General features: G+C 43.0%; 19 protein-coding genes. 3 read left to right on the top strand and 16 right to left on the bottom strand.

The window, feature by feature from the left end; translation table 11 throughout:
• Positions 1–150: 150 nt before the first annotated feature.
• Complete coding sequence (locus MHH61_RS10610; protein WP_024424344.1) at positions 151–1,581, bottom strand: YfcC family protein; 1,431 nt, start codon at positions 1,579–1,581, stop codon at positions 151–153.
• A gap of 153 nt (positions 1,582–1,734) precedes the next feature.
• On the opposite strand from MHH61_RS10610, the gene MHH61_RS10605 reads away from it, so the two are divergent.
• Positions 1,735–2,862: a M20 peptidase aminoacylase family protein gene (locus MHH61_RS10605; protein ID WP_125587127.1), complete on the top strand. Its 1,128-nt coding sequence runs from the start codon at positions 1,735–1,737 to the stop codon at positions 2,860–2,862.
• A 47-nt stretch (positions 2,863–2,909) separates the two neighbouring features.
• On the opposite strand, the gene MHH61_RS10600 is transcribed toward MHH61_RS10605, so the two are convergent.
• The 15 genes from MHH61_RS10600 to MHH61_RS10530 form a co-directional block, all read right to left on the bottom strand.
• Complete coding sequence (locus MHH61_RS10600) at positions 2,910–3,632, bottom strand: SDR family oxidoreductase (protein WP_125587128.1); 723 nt, start codon at positions 3,630–3,632, stop codon at positions 2,910–2,912.
• 110 nt (positions 3,633–3,742) lie between these two features.
• Positions 3,743–4,495 (bottom strand): alpha/beta fold hydrolase, encoded by a 753-nt coding sequence (locus MHH61_RS10595; protein WP_087978368.1) that lies wholly within the window; start codon positions 4,493–4,495, stop codon positions 3,743–3,745.
• 107 nt (positions 4,496–4,602) lie between these two features.
• The gene (locus MHH61_RS10590) at positions 4,603–5,484 is read right to left on the bottom strand and encodes a glycine betaine ABC transporter substrate-binding protein (RefSeq protein WP_024427235.1); all 882 of its coding nucleotides are present in this window, start codon (positions 5,482–5,484) and stop codon (positions 4,603–4,605) included.
• On the bottom strand, positions 5,484–6,329 hold the full coding sequence (opuAB, locus tag MHH61_RS10585) for a glycine/proline betaine ABC transporter permease subunit OpuAB (RefSeq protein WP_024424348.1): 846 nt from the start codon (positions 6,327–6,329) through the stop codon (positions 5,484–5,486). The genes MHH61_RS10590 and opuAB overlap by 1 nt, the downstream gene beginning before the upstream one ends.
• Before the next feature lie 10 nt (positions 6,330–6,339).
• Positions 6,340–7,605, bottom strand: a complete 1,266-nt coding sequence (gene opuAA / locus MHH61_RS10580; protein ID WP_024424349.1) for a glycine/proline betaine ABC transporter ATP-binding protein OpuAA — start codon at positions 7,603–7,605, stop codon at positions 6,340–6,342.
• Between the two features lie 398 nt (positions 7,606–8,003).
• Positions 8,004–9,098 carry a toxic anion resistance protein gene (locus tag MHH61_RS10575; protein ID WP_024427234.1) on the bottom strand — a complete coding sequence of 365 codons (1,095 nt, stop codon included), beginning with the start codon at positions 9,096–9,098 and terminating at the stop codon, positions 8,004–8,006.
• Positions 9,099–9,112: 14 nt separating this feature from the next.
• Entirely contained in the window at positions 9,113–10,729 is a 1,617-nt protein-coding gene (locus MHH61_RS10570) for a YceG family protein (RefSeq protein ID WP_125587129.1), read from the bottom strand.
• Positions 10,730–10,799: 70 nt separating this feature from the next.
• Positions 10,800–11,615, bottom strand: a complete 816-nt coding sequence (locus tag MHH61_RS10565; protein ID WP_125587130.1) for an HAD family hydrolase — start codon at positions 11,613–11,615, stop codon at positions 10,800–10,802.
• On the bottom strand, positions 11,612–12,721 hold the full coding sequence (locus MHH61_RS10560) for a cysteine protease StiP family protein (protein WP_125587131.1): 1,110 nt from the start codon (positions 12,719–12,721) through the stop codon (positions 11,612–11,614). The genes MHH61_RS10565 and MHH61_RS10560 overlap by 4 nt, the downstream gene beginning before the upstream one ends.
• Positions 12,714–14,045: a phosphoribosyltransferase family protein gene (locus tag MHH61_RS10555; RefSeq protein ID WP_125587143.1), complete on the bottom strand. Its 1,332-nt coding sequence runs from the start codon at positions 14,043–14,045 to the stop codon at positions 12,714–12,716. The genes MHH61_RS10560 and MHH61_RS10555 overlap by 8 nt, the downstream gene beginning before the upstream one ends.
• Positions 14,035–15,222, bottom strand: a complete 1,188-nt coding sequence (locus MHH61_RS10550) for an HpcH/HpaI aldolase/citrate lyase family protein (protein WP_125587132.1) — start codon at positions 15,220–15,222, stop codon at positions 14,035–14,037. The genes MHH61_RS10555 and MHH61_RS10550 overlap by 11 nt, the downstream gene beginning before the upstream one ends.
• A gap of 99 nt (positions 15,223–15,321) precedes the next feature.
• Positions 15,322–16,101: a TerC family protein gene (locus MHH61_RS10545; RefSeq protein ID WP_024424355.1), complete on the bottom strand. Its 780-nt coding sequence runs from the start codon at positions 16,099–16,101 to the stop codon at positions 15,322–15,324.
• Between the two features lie 140 nt (positions 16,102–16,241).
• Positions 16,242–16,820, bottom strand: a complete 579-nt coding sequence (locus tag MHH61_RS10540) for a TerD family protein (RefSeq protein ID WP_007498343.1) — start codon at positions 16,818–16,820, stop codon at positions 16,242–16,244.
• Positions 16,821–16,861: 41 nt separating this feature from the next.
• On the bottom strand, positions 16,862–17,443 hold the full coding sequence (locus MHH61_RS10535) for a TerD family protein (RefSeq protein WP_034623949.1): 582 nt from the start codon (positions 17,441–17,443) through the stop codon (positions 16,862–16,864).
• Between the two features lie 20 nt (positions 17,444–17,463).
• Complete coding sequence (locus tag MHH61_RS10530) at positions 17,464–18,066, bottom strand: TerD family protein (protein ID WP_024427228.1); 603 nt, start codon at positions 18,064–18,066, stop codon at positions 17,464–17,466.
• Positions 18,067–18,480: 414 nt separating this feature from the next.
• Between MHH61_RS10530 and MHH61_RS10525 the strand changes: the two genes are divergently transcribed.
• Together MHH61_RS10525 and MHH61_RS10520 are read left to right on the top strand one after the other, a co-directional pair.
• Complete coding sequence (locus tag MHH61_RS10525) at positions 18,481–19,473, top strand: LLM class flavin-dependent oxidoreductase (protein WP_125587133.1); 993 nt, start codon at positions 18,481–18,483, stop codon at positions 19,471–19,473.
• 210 nt (positions 19,474–19,683) lie between these two features.
• Positions 19,684–20,724 carry an acyltransferase family protein gene (locus MHH61_RS10520; protein ID WP_125587134.1) on the top strand — a complete coding sequence of 347 codons (1,041 nt, stop codon included), beginning with the start codon at positions 19,684–19,686 and terminating at the stop codon, positions 20,722–20,724.
• Positions 20,725–20,742 lie beyond the last annotated feature (18 nt).

The raw sequence follows: 20,742 nt of genomic DNA, 5'->3' as shown, positions 1-20,742 counted from the left end.
CAACATTTCACAAACTTTTGCAAGGGGACTGCTCAAAAAAAATATGTAGCGAATTTGTGAACACATTTATTGTGCTTTCAAAGCGCTGGATCCATACATATTTCCACAAGAAAAAAGCTGCCAAACACTCGTCGGCAGCTTCCTACATATTTAATAAGGTCCCCAGTTGATCATGACCCCGATACAAATAAATACAAGACCGATGACAAACCAAATGAGGGCAAGCGGCACCATAAAACGCAGCCATTTTACATAAGGTATACCACTTGCAGCAAGCACAGCCATCAATACACCAGAAGTCGGATTGATACAGTTGACTACCCCTTCGCCAAGCATCACTGCTTCTACAGCTACCTGTCTTGTGATACCCATTAAATCAGCGAGCGGCGCAAGAATCGGGATAAAGACAACAGCTTCTCCTGATCCTGATGAAATCAAAAAGTGAAGAAGCGCACTCGCAATATACATCCCGATCGCACCAGCGATTGGACTAAAGCCTGTCAGCATACTCGCCAAGCCGTTGACCACTGTATCAAGCAGCTTCCCATTTTCTAAAATGACCGAAATACAGCGTGCCATCCCAACAATAAGTGCGCCGTATACAAGGCTTTGGCACCCAATAATAAACGTTTTCGCAATATCATTGGCCGCTAAACCGCCAAGCAGTCCAGCAGCGATAGCCATAAAGATGAACACACCCGCCATTTCCTTATCGGTCCAGCCAAGCTGAAGTGCGCCATATAAGAATCCTCCAAGTGACAATCCGCACACTGCTAAAATCAGCTTATGTCTGCCAGTAAATGCAGGCTTGTCCACAGATTCCGCATCGGCTCCGCCAAGCCCCTTAGCAGGAAACCATTGATCGCCAAGAATGCTTCCCTTTTCTTTATTCTTCAGACGTCTTGTATATAAATAGATGTACACAATACTAGAAATAAGAAAACAAAGATAAATAATGACACGCAGGCCAATTCCGGAAAAGATCGGCAGCTCTGCAATCGTTTGTGATAAACCTAATGGAGATGGAGATAAAATCGTTGCGTTAAATCCTGCATAACAGCCGATGTATATGACAGCCGCTCCTGCTACAGCATCCCATTTCAAGGATCGTGCTACAATGATGCCGATTGGAATAAATCCAATGACAGAGTTCACGACAATTCCGGTCGTTCCAAGGACTGAAAATAATCCCCCAACAATACAAATAAACAATAATTGCTTCGTTTGAAACCGGCTGATGACATGGTGAATCATCCCGTTAATAGCACCTGTCTTCTCCAAAATGGCAATGGTTCCGCCCGTAAATAGAATCAGAAAAATAATAGAAGAGGACCCTACCATTCCTTCTTGTATCGCTGTAAAAAAGCCAACTGGACTCACTGGTGATTGATCAATACGGTGATAGCTGCCAGGAACGGCTGTTGTGATCTCCCCAGATGTCTTTCGGTCAAACTCACCCGCTGGTACAAAATACGTTGCTATTGTACAAATCAGTGCAATCATAAATAAGAGAACATACGCATCTGGCATTTGAAGTTTTCGTTTTTGTTTCTCTGGTGCTGATACTGTCGCTGTTTTCATGTGTCAAAACCCCTTTGTCCCGATCGGAATTTCACTTAATTTTCAGAATAATCAAATGATGTGTTATATTATAAACACTGTTGATATTTAAGAGCAATATTATTTCATTAAAATAATGTTTTGGCAGATTATCTGTCAGCAAGGAGGATTCTCATGACAACTTTGACAAACGAAATGAAACAAACCGTGACAGACATCTTTGAACACTTGCATGCCCACCCAGAAATCAGCTGGGAAGAAACAGAAACGACCGCTTATATTGAAGATATATTGAAAAAATTGGGCTGCAAAACTCAAACATTTGACGACTGTACAGGGGTGATCGGTGAAATTGGAGAAGGCGCACCAGTGGTCGCTGTGAGAGCTGATATTGATGCACTTTGGCAGGAAGTAGATGGTGAGTTTAAAGCCAATCATTCATGTGGCCACGATGCACACATGACAATGGCTCTTGGCACCTTCATGGCATTAAAGGAAAAAGAACGACCAAACGGCACGATCCGTTTCATCTTTCAGCCTGCTGAGGAAAGAGGCGGCGGTGCGCTGAAAATGATTGAAAAAGGTGTGCTGGCAGATGTCGATTACTTATATGGCGTACATGTGCGTCCAATTCAAGAAACATTAAACGGACGCTGCGCTCCTGCTATTTTGCACGGATCAAGTAATCATTATGTCGGCACCATTATTGGCGAGGAAGCGCACGGTGCACGTCCACACCTTGGCATCAACGTAATAGAAGTGGCTTCTACCCTTGTGCAGAGACTCGCGCATATCCATGTCGATCCAAGAGTTGCGCATTCTGTCAAAATGACCAATTTACATGCTGGCGGGGGCAGCTCAAACATCATCCCAGGTAAAGCTTCTTTTACATTAGATGTACGGGCGCAAACAAACGAAGTGATGGATGAACTAGAAAAAGAAATTGAAAGAGCCGTTCATTCTGTAGCGGATGCCTTTGGCGCTTCCATTACACTTTCAACAGACCATCGTCTGCCTGCCGCCACCTTAAATGAGGAAGCTGTCCAGATCATGTCTCATGCAATTGAACAGGTTTTAGGTAAAGAACAGCTTGATCCCCCGATTGTCACAACAGGTGGAGAGGACTTTCACTTTTATGCAGCAAAGCTTCCGCATATCAAATCCACAATGCTCGGTTTAGGCTGTGATTTAAAGCCTGGTCTTCATCATCCGTATATGACCTTCAACCGCTCGGCAATCTTTACCGGCATTGAGATTTTGACCGAAGCTGTCTATCAAACACTCCAGCAGCATTCATCATAAATGAAAAAGCCACCCGCCTTCTCATTAAGCGGGTGGTCTGCTTTATATTATGCATTCAGATCTGCCATGGCGGGAACGTTGATTTCTTTTACGCAAGATACCCTTGATAAATGAATCACACATCTCGCAAGCTCCACAATATCCTGGACAGGGATTCTCGTTTCATCATATAGAGTGATGGCCTTTTCGGCTCCATCCTCATATGGAACCTCCGCCGCCAGCTCTCCTGGATTGATACAGGTGACGGATATTTTATCTTTCCTCACATGCTCTCTCAGTGCATTTACAATTCCGCGCAGGCCAAATTTAGATGCAACAAACGAGACCTGAGGCAGGTTTGTATGGTCGAGTCCGGCCGTTGAGCCAATCACGATGATTTTCCCATTCTCTGATTTCCTTACGTGCGGAAGCAGTGCCTGGATGTATGTAATGGTTGAGGTGACATTCACATTGATTAAATGTGCAATATCCTCTGGCTGATCGTGATCAAAGGAATAATCGTCTTCAAAGCCTCGTTTTTCCCATAAGCCGACGTTATAGATGAGTACATCAATCGTCTTGTTCTCCAGTGCTTCGAGCATATAAGAGATATGCGTTTGGCTTGATAAGTCGATTTTCAGCCAAATTCTATGTACACCGTCATCTATGCTCAAACTGCTTGGTTCACTTCGCGATACAATCCAAACTGTATCTCCACTTGAAGGGAGACCCTTTACAAAAGCATCTCCTAATCCTTGACTTGCACCGAATATGATATAGTTTTTACTCATAGCTCCTCCTTCTAGGAAACACAAACTGTAAGCGCTCTACACCTATATCATACAGATTTTAAGAGACTGGCGCCCTTTTTATGCTCGTCTTCACTTATTGATTGGCGCGGCTACTGGATTTCCTTTAATTCGACTGGTAATGCACGTGCCTCTATAAAGCATTTGATCATTTCTGTAAAAAGTTCTTTCTTCTCAAAAGTAAATGTATGTCCAATACCGGGAACGATGAAGCCTGTTGCCTTCGGATGTGAATTCGTTATTTTTTTTGCTGACCGTTTCATAATGCCTTTTTCTTTTTCTCCCACTGTGACAAGAATGCGTGCCTTCGCTTGTTGAAACGTGTCAGGGAGCTTGTAATGGAGGTTTTCTTGAAACATCGTAAGAAGGGTTTTCTTTTGCAGATGTTTCGATTCCGCCGCATAATGATGCAGTACATGTTGCGAGAGCCCCATCTTTTCGGCTTGGAGCTGGATAAACCAATCTTTCTTTAATAATGGATACGTCAGTGGCAAGAGGGGTCTCACCATGAAATGGAGCCATGGCAAAGGCATCACAAGGGCGCTATTGATGACGGCTATGTCTACGATATCCGGCTCTCTTGATAACACATCAACGACAATCTGCGCACCTAAAGAAAATCCAATCAGAATCACTTGACGGCCATTCGCATTTTCCTTGATCCATGAGATAACTTCACGGGTGCTTTCATTCATTGAAAATATCTGTTCTTTTGCTCTTGTCCCGTGTCCAATGAGATCAGGAGCAAAGCATTCATACGTGTCCTTCAATATTTCAACCTGCTCCTGCCACATCCAGCTGCTTACTCCTCCACCATGCAGAAAAATCATGATTGACTTATCCATCGTCCGACAACTCCATCCTTCTATATAAGAAAAAAGCAGCCGCTTTTTGAGCAGACTGCTTTTTCAACATGCTCCCTTCTATTATAAGGGAACCACTATATCATTGACTATTTTTTCAAATCCTCAATGGAGTTTACGTTCTTCATATATGTTGGAACAACTAGCCCCATTCGAAGACCTTTCATACTTGTACCAAGGTCATCATATTTTCCTTTAAACTTCGCTGCATACGTTTTATGCGTATTTGGCAGCCAAGCGGATAATGATGCGTCCGCACTTCCGGTTGCTATTGCTGTCCACATTGGACCTGCTTCAACCTGAGTCAAAGTTACTTTAAACCCAAGTTCACGCAATACTTCTGCTGCAACATTGGTACTTGCAATCTCACTATCCCATGCAACGTAGGCAAGGTTGACTTTTCCACCATTCGACTTTTTCACGCCTTTTGTCCATTTCGCTACTTGGTCTTTATGTTTTTTTACATATTTTAAGGCGGCATCCTTTGGTTTCACACCATCTTGGATATCAATCATGACTTCGCCCATGTCATCTTGAGACCATTTAAACTGACTAAGCATTTTGGCTGCTTCCGGCTGATCCTTCGCAAATCCTTTACGTGAAATCGTATGAATTTCTTCCGCTTCACCGTAAGATTTTTTTGGATCATCTAAATATTTTAAATCATAGCGGGAAAACATCCAGTGTGGATTCCAGCCAGTGATGATGATTGGCTTTTTACGGTCGTAAGATTTTTTGAGCGTTGCCGTCATGGCTGCACTTGATGCAGACACAACCGTCCAATCCTCTAAGCCGTAATCCTTTTTCGCTTGATCTGTCAGTGCCATAATCCCTGAACCAGGATCGATTCCGATAATGGTTTTATTCACCTGCTGAGCAGCACTCGCATTTGAATCTGTCTGCGCACCGCAAGCGGCTAGTAAAAAGACAAGCAGGGCGGTCATCCCAATGTAGAGAGACTTTTTCCACATTAAGCATTCCCCCTGGATTTTTTCGTTTTAATGTTTTGGGTAATACGGTCAAGTGTAATCGCCACAATCACAATGGCAATACCTGCTTCAAAACCAATACCTGTTTTCAGCTGCGTTACCGCACTATATACTTCTGAACCAAGTCCTGGTGCACCTACCATCGCCGCAATGACGACCATTGATAGAGCCAGCATGATACTTTGGTTAATACCAGCTAAGATGGTTTTTGTTGCAAGTGGAAGCTGAACTTTGAATAAACGCTGGAATGTCGTTGAACCAAATGCTTCAGTTGCTTCAATTAAATCAGCCGGTACTTGTTTAATACCAAGAATGGTCATACGAATCGTTGGCGGCATGGAGAAAATAACCGATGCCACAACCCCAGGAACAACCCCAATATTAAAGAAGAAGATCGCTGGTAATAGATAAACGAATGCAGGCATTGTCTGCATTAAATCTAAAATAGGTGTCACAATTTTACGCACAGTTTCCTTCTGTGAAGCCCAAATACCGATCGGAACCCCGATCACAATGGAAATGACCACAGCGGTCAAAACGAGTGCAAGTGTTTGAAGCATTGGATGCCAGTAGCCTAAATAGTCGATCAGTAAAAATCCAATAAGTGTGAAAAGAGCAACTCCTCTTGTACTGATCCACCAAGCAATGCCGGCAAAGATAAGGGTTAAAATAATGGATGGAATGACGCCAAGTGCTGCCACAATCCCATTTACTGTTCCTGCTAATCCATTTGTGATGCCATCAAAGAAACCACCAAACGTTAATGTTAACCAGTCAACAAATTGATCGATATATTCCGCAAACGGAATTCTAGGTAAATCACTCATACTAAACATCTTATTCTACCTCCTGTGCAGAAGGCTCTTGTGCTTTAATTTCCTCTAGCTTGTTAGAAGACATGTTGATATACTCATCATTTCCTGATAATGCACCAATCAATGCACCTCTGACCACAATGCCCTTCATTCTGTTTTTCTCATCAACAACGGCAATCGGAATGTTCGCATCAGACACCGCATCAAAGATCTCTGTCAAATACGTAGATTCCAACACTGTCGTAAATTCTTTATCGAGCACCGTTTCAAGTGACGCTCCCGTTTCTGCTGCCTTTTTCGCTGCTTGGGCAGAAATGACACCTAATAAATGCTTTTTCTTATCTACTGCATAGATAGACGAAATCCCAAGGTTTTTCATGAGCGTAAGCGCAACACGTGCCCCTTTATCGATCTGAACTGTTTCTGCACGTTTCATAATATGACCAGCGGTTAATACTTTAGAAAGGTCAACATCTTCAACGAAGCGTTCAACATATTCATTCGATGGGTTCATCAGAATTTCTTCTGGTGTTCCGATTTGAACGATATTTCCGTCCTTCATGAGTACAATGCGGTCACCAATACGAAGCGCCTCATCTAAATCATGGGTAATGAAAATGATCGTTTTTCCTACAGATGTATGAAGCTCAAGCAATTCATCCTGCATATCTTTACGAATTAATGGATCTAGTGCGCTGAATGCTTCATCCATTAATAAAATGTCAGGGTCATTTGCTAACGCACGTGCCAATCCAACACGCTGCTGCATACCACCACTTAATTGATTTGGATATTGCTCTTCAAAGCCTTCAAGTCCAACAAGCTTTAAAGATTCAAGCGCTTTTGGTCTGCGCTCTTCTTTATCGACACCTTGCAATTCAAGACCATACTCAGTGTTCTCAAGAATTGTACGGTGCGGGAACAATGCGAAGTTTTGGAAAACCATGCTGATCTTTTTCCGTCTGACTTCACGCAATTGATCCTTTGACATATTTGTTATCATATCCCCATCAATATATATTTCACCGGAGGTTGGTTCAATTAACCTGTTTAGCATCCGCACAAGTGTGGACTTTCCGCTCCCTGATAGCCCCATGATGACAAATATCTCGCCGTCATAAACATCAAAATTTGCTCGATTGACACCAACTGTTGCGCCGGTCTCTTTTAGGATCTCTCTTTTTGTTTTCCCTTTTTCAAGCATTTGAGATGCTTTTTTAGCATTTTTACCGAAAATTTTAGATACATTATTTATCTTGATTTTGATATTTCTCTCTTCAGAATTCATATTTTCCCTCCAAATTAGCATCTTTATAACCGTAACATAAGCGTTATGATGCGAACAATCTTTAGAATTCGCTTATTTCCCCACAATATGTATGAATTCCATATAGAGGTCTGGTCATTAGAGTTTATACGCCGTATTACTCGTAAATCCTATAGAATGCTTCATAAACTACATATTTTACGGGGTATTTCCTCTCATCAGACAATATTTTACTGGAAATTCCTAATTGTGCTAAAAAATAAGTCGAATCCTCGTCATAGCGGTTTTTTGAATCATGGGCGAACCATTCCCCTTAACAGGATTTACCCGAAAATGGTCACATAAAAACCTTTTTCCTCAAATTTTATTTAAATTCATAAAAAACTGCCTGCAACTTTAGTTACAGACAGCTTGTTTTTTTAGGACTCTAGGGCAGCCCGCTTAATATTATCTTGAAGCTCAAGCATACGTTTTGTTCCATCTTCGCGTAATCGCTTGTTCTCTTCTTCGATCTGTTTCGTCTCTTTCATCCCTTGTACAATTGTATTAAAGGAAGATTCGATCGTTTCAATGTCGATGCTTGGACGGCCAGATAATTTGGCAATCTCCACACTTTGACTTGAAATATTTTCAGCATTTCGTTTCAGCATTTCATTTGTTCTTCTATCCAGCTCACTCATAGAATCAGCCACAAGCTTTTGTCTCTTCGCTGTAACAGCTTGAATGATCCCATTTTTGAAAATTGGAATCGTGATGATGAAGGCAGAGTTGATTTTACCGATTAATTTCGTATTCCCACGCTGAAGCAAACGGATTTGCGGTGCCGTTTGAAGCGCCACCATTCGTGCCATATCAAGGTCATACACACGCTCTTCAAGCGCTTGAATGCCATTACGAAGCGTATCAAGCTCCATTTGTGCCAGCTGGTTTCCACTAGCTGCTTTTTCTTCATATGAAGGAACCAATTGCTTTAATTCTTCGATTTTCATTTGACCGGCTACGACATACTTTTCCAGCTCCAAATAGTATTGAATGTTATGCTCATACATTTCTTCAAGCGTCACAGTCGATTTGGTCATTTCATCTTTATATTTACTAATTTCCACATTAATTTTTTCAATTTCTGCACCGAGCGTTTGATATTTACTAAAAATCTTTTCGATCATGCTGCCGCCGCGCTTAAAGATTTTTGACAACAAACCACCCTTCGGTTCGTCAAAATCATTTTTATCAAAGCGATCCATAATCTTACCAAGCTGCGTCAGCATTGTTCCTGAGTCAGTGACGCTTGTTGAACGCATCATTGAAAGGATACGATCAGAGAACTTAGAGATTTCAACGGCCGGCTGTTTCCCGTATTCAAGCAGTTCCAGCTGATTTTTCGCATCGATCTGTCTCGCAATATTCTGCACTTCTGGTTCGTTTCGAAGCTGAACGCGAATATCGTCTGCCTTCTCAATCGTGATTTCCTCTTTATCAATTGAAATGATGTCATTTCCGTTTGTATTTGTCATAAGCTTTGATCTCCTTATCGGTTTTTAATGGATTGAAATAACTTTCTAACGATGGACGGCTCTTTAAACTCCTGGTTCATGACCATCTCATCAAGCCAATGGGTATCAAATAGTTGGTCATCGATATACCGTTCGATACACTGATATCCCGCCGGATGATATACGAAGAGATCCACACCCATTTCATTTAGGAAAATCAGGGCGGCCGCATCAGAACGAGTCAGCTCTCCATTATATTCCGTATGGTATAAAATCACTTTCGGTACGGTTTGTGCGTAATCAAAGGTTTGAATCAGTTCAATGAGATCCTGGCTTAAATGCAGAACCTGCTTGAATAAATAAATACGGACATCTAATTCGGTTTCATTGCCTTCTTTTAATAGCTTCGGATGCTGACAGATTCGAGATATCGCCTCTGCTATCGCACGCTGCGTGCCCTCATATAGATGAGAAAACTGCCACACATTGCTTTTCATTAATAAGTCAGGATCAATCTCTCCAGCAGAAGAAAGTGCATGCTGATAATGAAATTGATAATTCGAAGTCACTTCTTTCGTAAAAGGAAAATGGCGAATGGTCTTCGTCTCTTTCCCCTCCATTAACGTGTGAATGCGATCCCAGTATTCACGCTTGTCTCGTGTGACACCCATCATTTTCGCAAAAAGATTCGGAATCTGTATCGTGTCCCGGTCTGCTTTAAAATTCGGGCGGATAAAGGATCGTTCCTTTGCAATTAAAAACAGCTCATCATACGTGGTCTTCAGTGTAATAGAATGAGGAGTATGATCTCTGAATTGCCACGGCTTATACAGCATTGAATCTTCCGTATGAAGCACCTCTTCAAGCTCTCTTGTCGAGCGGTACGCCACCGTTGATTTCCTCTCAGGCTTTTCAGTAGGGAACGGCTCAAGCTTTGAAGTTCCCGGGTACTGATCAATAAAAGTCAGCTTTTCTTCTGGATCTAATTCGCGGAACGAATCCTCGCCTTCTGGATGAAATAGCACAACATCACAGCCAATCAGCATGACATAGTAAAGAAAATAAAGCTGACTTTTATTCGCCTCTCCATACCAAATGACAACCGGCATTTTTTCTTCGATTTTGACTTCCTTCAGCCATGGACCTAGATGATTATTTGAAAACTTCACGACATCCAGCAGGACCCGGCGGAAATCAGGATGCTGAAATCCACCCTCGTGCAGCTGCTTGAAATGCTCAAATACCTTGATCAATGAAAGACGGATATGCCGGTTCATCACAGGGTTTGGATGGCGTACAATCAGCTGTTCACCATCTAAAAAAGCAACAAAGCGATTCACGGACAATCCCTTTTCTTCTTGGTTAATCAAATGAATACGCTGCAGCGCTTGAAAATGCTCCGGCTCAATATGACGATTGAGTGTTTCACTTAAAATATGCATGCCGTCTGTTTCGTATAATTCATGTAAATAAATAAAATAATCGGTTGCATCATGCGGAGTTCCAAGGACCCGGGCGGCGAGACGCGGCAAGGACAACATATGCTCGTCCTTTACATAACCGTCTCTTTCAGGGAGCGGCTTTTTCAGCACATTTTTCCAGGCTTCCTGCTCCGCCCGTGTATGGGTGACATTGATTTCTTTATAACTCACGCCGCTCCTTCCTTTCTCCTATATTTTCTCGAAAGCTACTACTATCATATCATTCAGCCTTCTACTTCTGCTATCGAATCGAAGGCTTTTTTGCGTTCATCATCTGCTCGATGACACAAGCGGTGATCTCATCTGCTGCGGCCATGCCAGATGCTGCTGTCGGCTCAAGTGATGGGTCAAAGTCCAGAACTTCTCCATGCCTTGGGGCAAAGCCCATATCTGATTGACGAATGAGCCCTGCATCTAACAGAGAATCACCCGCACCATAGACGTATTCAAGCTGCAGCCTGTCCTTTAGAAAAGCAACAGCATCCCACTTATTAAGCGGCTGTGGAATAAAATAAAGCTTCCGTCCCTGAAGAGAAACCTGCCAGCCTCTCTCCTCGCCCCACAGCTTCAATTCAGCAAGCGGAATGTGAGATAGATACTCCTCTTTCATAATCAAATAAAGAAATCTTCCCTCTGCTGTACGGGTACGCTTCACCCATGCCGCAACTGGAAGTTCCGAGATCGCCCTCAGCATCTCTCTGACTGGCATACACTCCCTAAGTCTCTCATCAACAATGGCCTGCCAATCCTCAAGCGGCTTGCCATGATGAAGAATACAGCCCCCATTTGTTGTGACAGCATACTCCGGTTTAAGCTCTTGCTCAAAGAAGGTGATTCGTTCATACTGTGCGGTTGTTCTTGTCGTCACTGGAATGAACCAGCCTGATTGATGAATCGTCTGCAAAGATTTTTTCGTTTTAACAGACATATAGGAAAGCGGCCGTTCGTCCAGCACCTCAACTAAATCATACTCTCCTTCATACGCATACTGGTCAAGCACTCGATGTGAGTAAATCAGCGTCCGGTCTAAATCACTAGCAAATGCAAATGTCTTCATGACGTTTGCTCCAGCGGACGAATTAACCCGCAGCACGTGTAAGACATATTGGCATATTCAATGACAGGAACACCTCTGTCCTCTGCCAAAAGCAAGATATGCTTCAGCTTTTCCTGAGATCCAGGCTGAATCAAGATTTTCCAAGGGATTCTTCTAAGCAGCACACGGGTCGTCTCACCAACTCCCGGCTTAATCAAATGGGTATTTTCAATTTGAAACACCTGACCGATTGCTTCAATGGATGCCATTCCCCGCCAATCTGCCGGCGTCCCTTGCGAGAGTATGGTTTCTGCTTTCTCTTGTACATTTGGTCCGAGGCTTGAAAATGCTTCTTCAATTGTATCCACATATAGATTGGACACATCCTCATCAAGCAGCTCTTTATAATACTTTGCCCCATGGAAATCATCGGCATTGATCCAGCGGTTGTTTAATACCGTACGACTGACAAGCCCTGATACTGTCGAATTCAAGCAGGCACTTGGAATGAGAAAGTCCTCCCTCGTTCCGTATACATGTGTACAATAGCCGGGGTCTGCCAGCACAGCCAGCTCACTCGAGAGACGTACACCATACTTTTTTTCAAAATCAAGAACAGCTTTTTGGAGCTCTTTCGAAATCGCCCCTTTTCCAGTCCATCCATCGATAAAAGCAATTTCAAAACCTGGATGTTCTTTCAGCATGTAATGCAGTGCATTCTCGTCTATTCCACGGTCGCGAATAATAGAGATGCTGTAATGAGGCAGATCGACACGATACGTCTTTCGAATATATCGTTTGATCAGCACCCCGATCGGTGTCCCCGCACGCGCCAAACTGCAAAGCACGGTTTGGAAGCCTCGTTTCTTCACAATCTGTTCTGCTACAACAGCTACTGCTTCTGCTACCTTTTCCTTACTTTCTTCAAGAGATTGATAGAATAAAGTCATATAAGATGCCGTTGGTTTGTACTCAATTGGCAGCATTTCTGAATAATGCGCACCGCTCTGAATCGAACGCTCCCGCTCTTCTGTACTTTTCTCCATCTCAATAGAGGATAAATCTTTGAGTAAGAAGGTTACATCCTGCTCTGGATAGCTCCCCATCTTTGTATACACATTAGCCATTCACCTTCACCTCGTCTGATAAAGTCACAATATGCACATGCTTCACATGCCGCTCAGCAAATAAGTGAACAAGCGGAAGCAATGCCTCCTGAGAGACCTTTTTCTCAAAAAAGAGAAATACATCATCATATTCACCTTTTGGAATGTTGTACACGTAGTGCTGAATTCGGGCATCCTCTGGATTCATAAAGGTAAACCCATTTTGGACAGCGTATCCATCCTTTTCGACTGGGTGAATAGGGCTTCTCGTTGTTGAATGAAAGAGAACGCCTTCCCCCATGTGTGCAGACAGTCTCATCGGCACATACATCAGCTCACCTGTCCCTAAGCAGAGTGTTTGTTTTCCTTTGCGTTCCTGCCGCAGCCTCAATCCCGCTTCAGCAGCTGCTTGGTCGAGCGCTTCCGTATCTGCTGCATTTAAACCAAAACGACCCGTTTCATGTATATATGGCGAATGACCAGCCGAATTTGCTGCATAAGAAAGTGAATAGGGCACCTGCTTAAAGAAAGATTGAAGAGAGTGAAAAGAGAGACTTGGCTGCTTCTCTTGCTCCGCAATCTCATACGAATAAGCTGGCTCATCGAGCGTTTTGCCTCGAAAAATCATCTGCCCTTTTAATAAAGACAATGATGTGATGTGAATTCCAAGCTCCTCTTCAAGCTGGCACATGGCTATCTCATGCTCCTCCGTCCGCCAGTCCAAAATGGAAAGAATGGTATAAGAATGCCTTGGATACTTTGCATGAAGGTCACGAATGATGTTGATATTGGTACGACCTGTTGTGACTTCATCATCTACTAACACGATGGGGCGGTCTGTGCGAAGGAATGCTTCGTCTGCATAACAAAGCTGATCTGTTGCATGCGAATGTTCTTCTTCAAATACCAATGACGGGTCAAGATCCAGCAGCTGTTCACGTGTCGTATGAATGTATGATGCGCCTTCTATCACATCATACACACCATGTCCAAGGGCTGTTGCCGTTTCCGCAAAGCCGATGACGACAGGCTTATTGCCAGCTGAAAGCTTTTCTTCTTTGAGTGTTTCATAGGCTGCCGTTAACACCGTGTGATCATCCGTCTTGAGTGCCTCTACAAGAAGATCTTGGTGCGGGGGCGTCTTTCCCGTTTGCTCTTTGGCATATGCCATCGCTAAAAGACCCGAGACAAGGAGCGGTTTTACTGGATGAACAGGAATATGCTTTCCAAGCACCTTACTCACGAATAAAAAGGCTCTTTTTTTGTTCACCCTTGCCGCCATCTCAAAAAGATGCTCTTTTTCAAGCTGGAGCGCACCTTCTTTGAGGTCAAGCTCAACCTCCATATGTTCCAAGATGTTCAGCGTATGCCGCTTCTGATTCTGTGAGTATGTCGATATAGCTTCTATTTTCATGAAACACCCCGTAAATGTCTGACTTAATTAAAATGTGCTCTGCCCACCTGTAATGCGGCTTCGTTTCATTCATCTTATTAGAGAAAGCACTCTTCATCACGCCAACTGTGCCGTCGGCATGTTCCAGAATGCTTAATGCATCCAAGTACTCTTCCTTTGTCACAACGTACATGCTTTGCACTGGCTTGAGATGTGTTGGATGGATCACTGTCTTTCCATGTATGCCGTTGGCTACATCGAGTCTTGTCTCTTTGAGTAAACCTTGTACATCATCGAATTCAGATAAGGACAGCTCACCGCCCTTAGAAAGCGCACGGATGAATGGTTTTTGTTCCTTTCGTGCAGGACCAAAATGCTCCCATACAGCACCTGATACAACAAAGGAACGGCCAAAATAATTGATAATATCTGTGATCAAATCAGCAATCAATCTGATTTCATAAATGGTGGTGTCGCGATCACGGCGAATGCCATATAAGCCGCAAAGATCCGTTGCCCCAATACGAATATTCAAAATATATTCTTCATCATTCAGCATGATCTGCTTTAACTTAGACAGCACCGTATATCTTGTTTCTTTTTCTAATAAATCGGGTGTTTCCAAAATGGGCATACCGTACAGCGTGGTCTTCGTTTGTGCGGACGCCTGTTTCAAGCTGTCCAAATAATCCTTCGCATTATGAATAGAACACTTTGGAAATACAAAACCCGTCAATAAACGAAGAGATGGACCAAGCAAATCTGCCATTTTCAGCAGCTGCTTCGGCGAACGAACCCGAATAAATAAAAGCGGCATTTGTTCAGCCATTTCAGGTGTATGCGTTAATTTGTCCGACAGTTTGGCGAGTTGTACCACTAGATTCTGTTCAGCCATTTCCACTTCTTGATCACCGATGGCATCCTCTAAACAAAATACAACAGAGCAAAGCGCTTCATATTTCTGCGACAGCAGCATGTCTGCTATATCCTGTCTTGTCGCAGGCATATACAAAGTAGCACCTAATGCATGCGCAAGTACGTGCCTTGGCGTCATCAAATGCATCGACCCCGGCCGTTTGAAAAAAATATCGTGCTGCCTCGCCTCTGATAAAAACTGAAAATACCGCATGCTGTGCCACCTCCTGTTGTTGAGAGAAAATCGAACAAATGACTTGATGATTCAAAAAAGGATGGAGCCGCTAATCAACTCCATTCCTTTTTGATCGTCCTATTCTTCTTTTGAAGCCGCAGCTTCGTTTGTCACTTCTTGATGTTTCTTCTTATTGATCTTATGAACGATAAACGTTCCGATAAATGCTAGGATAATAATCGCAAAGAATACAAGATGCGGGATTTCAATGTGAGCAGCACTCAAGCCCATTTTGATCGCAATGATCCCGATGAGAATAAACGCTGTATTCTCAAGCTCTGGGATACGGTCAATGAGAACAAGGAATAACTGTGCGACTGTACGCATCATGAGAATTCCAAGCATTCCGCCTAATAGTAGAATCCATACTTCCTCAGATACAGCGAATGCTGCAAGAATACTATCAACCGAGAAGGCAAGGTCCATAATTTCAACAGAAATAACAGTTGCCCAGAACACACCAAAGACTCGAATCAACCAGCCTTCTTTTTTCAGTTCCTTCGCTTCATCATCGCCGTCACCTAACCAGAAGTGCTTAATAACAAGCCATGCTAAGTAAGCAGCTCCGAGGACCTTAATCCACCAGAACTTAATAAGCAGCATCCCTACGCCAATGAATAGAAAACGGAAGAAATAAGCGCCAATTAATCCGTAGGTTAATGCCTTTTTACGCTGCTTTTCTGGTAGATGTTTCACCATCACAGCTAATACAAGTGCGTTATCTGCTGATAACAATCCTTCAAGCACGACAAGAGTCCCAATAAGCCCCCAAGAGACAGGGTCTGTTAATACCTCTGCCCACATATGCCAATCAAAAAACGAGGCATATGTATCCAACATATGTTTCAAAATGTCCAACTGGTTTTCCTCCTATAAGTGTAGAAGCATCAGCAGGCTTTCGCCTGCTGCTATTCTTGATCGCTGTTTCTTTCTCACTTAGGAAAAGGCCCTCATATGAGCTTTTGACAGCATCTCTTGAACTGATTTGTTTCTCTTATTTACACTTCTAACCCATAATTTTGACAAAGAGCTGCAAGTCCGCCAGAGAATCCGCTTCCGATCGCGTTAAACTTCCAATCACTTCCGTGTCGGTACAATTCACATACCACAACAGCTGTTTCAATTGAGAAGTCTTCGCCTAAATCGAAGCGAATCAATTCTTCCCCGCCCTCTTCATTTACAACACGAACAAATGCATTAGAGACTTGTCCAAAATTCTGGCTGCGCGCCTCTGCATCATGGATCGTAACTGTAATTCCGATACGATCAATGTTAGCAGGAATTTTCGAGAAATCAACGAGAATTTGCTCGTCATCTCCATCTCCTTCACCCGTACGGTTATCACCTGTATGAGTGACACTGCCGCTCGGATGCTGAAGGTTATTATAGAACACAAAATCTGTATCTTGCTGACAACGATTGTTTGCATCCACCAAGAAAGCCGAAGCGTCCAAATCAAATTCGGCTCCGCCAGAATATTTATTCGTATCCCAGCCAAGACCGATCATCACTTTCGTCAGCCCTGGGTTGGTTTTGGTTAAATCGACACGTTGTCCTTTTGAAAGCTGAATCGCCATATTCGTATCTCTCCTGTCTTTGAAAATAGGAAACTATTGCGTTATCCGATATCTAAGCCAAAGTCCGTTGCAATGCGGGCAAGACCGCCTTGATAGCCTGATCCGACAGCTGAGAATTTCCATTCCCCGCCATGACGGTATAATTCACCTACAATAATGGCTGTCTCAATTGAGAAATCCTCTGCCAAATCGTAGCGAATGAGTTCTTCATTCGATGCTGCATTTAAAATACGTACATATGCGTTAGACACTTGTCCGAAATTTTGACTGCGCGCTTCTGCATCATGAATTGTAATGACAAATGAAATCTTTTCAACACTTGCTGGTACAGCTGCAAGGTCAACATTGACCTGCTCGTCATCCCCGTCCCCTTCACCAGTGCGGTTATCGCCTGTATGTACGACACTGCCGCCTCCGCCAGTTGTTTGGTTGTAAAAGACAAAGTCAGATGGAGAGCTTGCTTTACCTGTCGCATCTAAAAGGAATACACTTGCGTCCAGATCAAAGTCATGTCCGCCGTCATACTTATTGACGTCCCAGCCAAGACCGACGACTACTTTTGTTAAACCCGGATTCGTTTTTGTTAAATCAATTTTTTGACCTTTCGCTAAAGAAATTCCCACTAGGAACCTCTCCCTTCTGTTTAAATATAGTTTCTCGTAATATCTGCAAGCTTCGCATCATTTGTTCCATTTCCAAGCGCCGCAAACTTCCACTCATTCTCGTGACGATAAAGCTCTCCGACGATTAATGATGTTTTTCCTGCATAATCATCTTTTAAATTATATTTCACTAATTCTTGATTGTTTGAACGATCAACGATGCGAATGTAAGCATTTTGAATCATACCAAAGTGTTGGTTTCTTCTAAGGGCATCATAAATGTTCACGACAAACACCAATTTATTCACATTACCCGGCACCTTGCTCAAGTTGACGAGGACTTGTTCATCATCTCCGTCTCCTTCACCAGTCAGGTTGTCACCTGTATGCTCCACACTGCCGCATTTGCTTTTTAGGTTGCCAAAATAAATCAAATCTTTATTTTCCGTAAACTTATCATTTTTCAGCATGAGCACTGAAGCATCACAATCAACATCAGCGCCGCCTCCGCCGCCAAACAGCTTTCCTAAAAATCCGCCGCCTTGTGATACAGGGTCCCAGCCAAGTCCAACAAGAATATTTGTTAGCCCTGTTTTCCCTTTTGTTAAATCAATACGTTGACCTTTTTCTAATGTAATCGCCAAATCAATCACTCCTCCAGCATAATAAAAATCTATTTATTAAGCGATGGACCCTATTAAAATCATCATACATGAAAATTCGACAAAATTCATGAAATGACATTGGAGCCTCTTACTCTTTTTTCTATTTACTAGTATATACGATCTATGTTCAAGATAGGTTTCAAACACTTTATATTTTTTTAACGAAAGATGCAGATTGGAAATGGTTCATGTCGTTAATGAAGTGTTTCATGTGAAACATTGTCGAAAGTTCCCGATGAACAGCTCTTGCTGATAAGGAGTGTATTGATGTGGTTTCATATGTTGATATAGAAAAGATAAAAGCAAAGGATCAAAGGATAAACCCTTTCGTTTCCTTCCACCTAAGGATTTCTTTATACTTATATTCAGCATGTTGATGAAAGGATGTTGATGATGCCATCACTTCATATATTAGATCAAGTCGCCATTCCTAAAGGTCAGTCTGCTCAGGAGACATTGATTCATACAACGCAGCTGGCTCAGCTGGCTGAAACGCTTGGGTATGAGCGCTATTGGTTCGCTGAACACCACAGCACAAGAGGGCTCGCTAGTACAGCGCCTGAAATATTAATGGCTCATATTGCGGCTCATACAACGACCTTGCGTACCGGATCTGGCGGTATTTTACTTCCTCAGTACAGTCCTTTTAAAGTAGCAGAGGTCACGCGGCAGCTTGAAGCCCTTTATCCTGGACGGATTGAGATTGGTGTCGGCAAATCTCCAGGCGGGATCGAAAGGACGAGGCTCGCTTTGACAGACGGCGTGCCTAAAGATCTGTCTCAGTTTGACCGCCAGCTGAAGGATCTTCTTTTTTACTTATCAGACAGACTGCCTTCTGGTCATCCGCATACAGGCGTGAAAGCTGCTCCGCTTGTTGATACTCATCCGCCGGTTTGGCTGCTTGGGCTGGGAGAAAATAGTGCCATGCAGGCGGCGGAGCTTGGAATCAACTATATTTTCGGCCACTTTATCCATCCTGCACGCGGCACACAAGCATTTGAGACGTATCGATCACACTTTTCTCCATCTGTCTTTTCTAGGCAGCCACAATCTATGTTTGCCGTCTTTGTCATCTGCGGTGAAACAGATGAAGAAGCAGACAGGATCGCCAGCAGTACAGATTTATGGCTGCTTCGTGTTGAAAAGGGACTGGACAGCCGCGTTCCTTCTATAGAAGAAGCAAGCGCCTATCACTACACCACACAGGAAAAGAAAAAAGTGCTGCAAAACCGCCAGCGGATGATTGTCGGCTCGAAGAAAACGGTGAAAGAGCAATTACAGACCTTGATGGACCGCTATCAAACGGATGACATCATGATTCTGAACAATTCCTTTGATACGATCGAAAAACAACGTTCCTTCAAGCGAATAGCAGAATTATTTTGAAGCCAGCTTTCCAGGCTTCTTTTTTACATTGTCATAAAAAATGGGAAATGTAACATCAAGATGTCAAAATCCTTCCGTCTGTCATCTGATCGCAAATGTGTCTTCTAATCGTTAGCGAACTGTAAACGCATAAGAGGTGTACCTTTTATATAGTAGAGGTACATATTCAATGAACGGTTTACAACGCTGAGAAAGAAGGAGATGACAGACATGAAAAAGAGACTCGATTGGGTTGATGCAGCTAAAGGAATTGGCATTCTGCTCGTGGTCATGGCGCATGTGCCCATTCCAGATTCGCTCAAGCAATTCATTTACTCTTTTCATATGCCGCTTTTCTTTTTACTATCAGGCATGATGTTTCGATCATCCTCATCCCCTGCTCTGTCATTTATTCAGAAAAAAGCCAAAAGCTTACTCTTGCCCTATCTCTATTTCTCCATCATTACGTATGTATTTTGGTTCTCCGTTACCCGTTTTTTCGCATTCAAGGGACAAACGGATATTGATCCTTTCGTTCCGTTTACAGGTATTTTCATATCCAATGCAGATGAAGCAAGACTCACACATAACCCAGCGATTTGGTTTTTAACGACGCTCTTTTTAGTGGAAATTTTATTTTTCTTTATGCATCGTCTTTCTAAAGGAAAACCCGCTGCCGTGATCTTGCTGACTGTTCTTTGCGGAGGTGCTGGATATGCCTCTACCTTGCTTTTAGATCAAAGTCTTCCTTGGAACGCCAATGTCGCCTTGACAGCTGTTGTGTTTTATTCGATTGGATTTTTAGCAAAGCAATGGTTTGTGGAATTAAAAACAGATCCAACCCTTCTTTTATGTACAGGTCTGCTTGTGCTAACGGCTTACATGCAAAGCTTTAATTCACGGATCGATATGCGCGTCAACGACTACGGTGATCTCTTTATTTTCTACGCATGTGCTCTGCTCGGTTCAGCTGCCGTGATTTATTTAAGCTTTAAATTGAAAACATCCCCTATTTTGACGTATCTAGGACGTAATTCTATTGTCATTCTTGTCTTGCAGTTTGCCGGTATCGATATCATGAAAGCATTTGTTTTTTATGGACTCGGTATCAATATTGCTGATACAGCACAGCTCTCTTGGACACTTTTTTATACGATTGGCACATTGCTGCTCATGGTGCCATGTATCTCCTTCCTGAGCAAATACCCGATGCTGCTCGGCAAACCAGCCAAAGTCGCTCAACGCTACGAACAAAAAACATCCGCCGGATGAACAGGCGGATGTTTTTTG

The sequence above is a fragment of the Bacillus sp. FSL K6-3154 genome (assembly GCF_040869395.1).
GTDB classification, from domain to species: domain Bacteria; phylum Bacillota; class Bacilli; order Bacillales; family Bacillaceae; genus Bacillus; species Bacillus safensis.
Note: the sequence above shows the minus strand (reverse complement) of the source record. Positions and strands in the feature narration are given on the sequence as shown.